Source organism: Deinococcus humi, from assembly GCF_014201875.1.
Classification (GTDB): Bacteria; Deinococcota; Deinococci; order Deinococcales; family Deinococcaceae; genus Deinococcus; species Deinococcus humi.
In genome coordinates this window covers 1-1,307 of the sequence record NZ_JACHFL010000057.1, presented here as the reverse complement: position 1 = coordinate 1,307, position 1,307 = coordinate 1, and the positions used below count along the sequence as shown (strand labels likewise).

The 1,307-nt window shown below is 55.8% G+C and carries 2 protein-coding genes; one reads left to right on the top strand and one right to left on the bottom strand.

Annotation, left to right across the window (positions count from 1 at the left end):
• Window positions 1–50: 50 nt before the first annotated feature.
• Complete coding sequence (locus HNQ08_RS27040; protein WP_268240046.1) at window positions 51–314, bottom strand: transposase; 264 nt, start codon at window positions 312–314, stop codon at window positions 51–53.
• Window positions 315–687: 373 nt separating this feature from the next.
• Here HNQ08_RS27040 and HNQ08_RS27035 point away from each other — a divergent pair, with 373 nt between their 5' ends.
• Complete coding sequence (locus HNQ08_RS27035) at window positions 688–1,242, top strand: hypothetical protein (RefSeq protein ID WP_184138563.1); 555 nt, start codon at window positions 688–690, stop codon at window positions 1,240–1,242.
• Window positions 1,243–1,307 lie beyond the last annotated feature (65 nt).

Below are 1,307 nucleotides of genomic sequence, written 5' to 3'. Positions count from 1 at the left end.
GCGGCATTCGAGCCTGGGATACTTGACGCCCCTGGAAGCCGAGTGCCAGGCTACAGCTGCTTAACCTTAGCGACTCGAAACCGAGTCAACCCCAAGATGCCTTTGGCGGTCCACCGACGGAACCGGCTTTGGATCGTTGTCCACTTGCCGAATCGTTCAGGAACATCTCGCCAGGGCGCACCTGTTCGCAAGACCCAGATGATCCCGCTGATGATCGGACGATGGTCGAGGTAGGGTCTTCCAAGACCGATTTTTGGAGGCAAAAGTGGGGCCAGCCGTTGCCATTGACCATCTGTGATTTCTTCGCGCCACAACGGCAAAGCCTATCGGGCGTGAGTGAGCACACAACCTTGGCCGACACGCCCTAACGCTACGAATCAATGCACAGATCAGTAAATCCAGAGGAGACGTCGGGCGAGGTGAATGCCTGGTACGAGGAGCTGTGTCAGACAATGGCTTGCATATCCAGATACGGAGCGACAGAAGAGATGACTCAAGGTCACCAAAAGTTGTAAGGTGGAGACCTCAAGAAGCATTAAAGACAGCAAGCGTTGTACTGCTTTCACTGCGTGTGACTGCATTGAACCTGCAGCCAGCTCGACCCCACCCAGGTGTGCTGGGCGTCCTGCGGCCTAACATTTCGAACCTGTTCTACCGCCAATTGCTTGAAATACTTGGAGGCTCCGCATGCACAAAAAGGTTCTTGCCGCCGCCTGCCTCGCGTCAGCCCTCCTTGCCTGCGGCCAATCCAGCACCACCCCTACGACAATCACAAAGTGTGTGACGCTCGCAACCACCAACACTTCGATCGTCCCAGGGCAACACATCCTCCTCACCAACATTGAACCTGCCACACCACCCACGACTGTTTCCATCACCAGCCCGAACGGTGCTCAATTCACGCTGGACGTGCAAACGGAGACTGTCGATGGCATAAAGCAGTACTTTGTCCGCGCACCATTCCATCCCGATTCACCTGCTCAAGGTGGGACGCTCACTTTGAAACCTGCAGGTAGTGCGACAGGATGCGAAGGCATTGCCATCCAGGTCGCTCCGTTACCAAATCCAGAAGCTCCTCAAGTGAAAGGAGCATTCGGCCGATACGTAGACACCTTACAGGCGGCCATCGATGCCCAGGCAAGTACAGCAGGATTGAGCCGCAATCAATTGCAGGGAGACGCAAAGCAGTTACCTGCGGACATCGGTCCATTGTTTGGGGTTGACTCGGTTTCGAGTCGCTAAGGTTAAGCAGCTGTAGCCTGGCACTCGGCTTCCAGGGGCGTCAAGTATCCCAGGCTCGAATGCCG

Excerpts from the sequence above, each read along its gene's own strand:
- HNQ08_RS27035 (WP_184138563.1), top strand. The coding sequence starts at position 688 with ATGCACAAAAAGGTTCTTGCCGCCGCCTGCCTCGCGTCAGCCCTCCTT.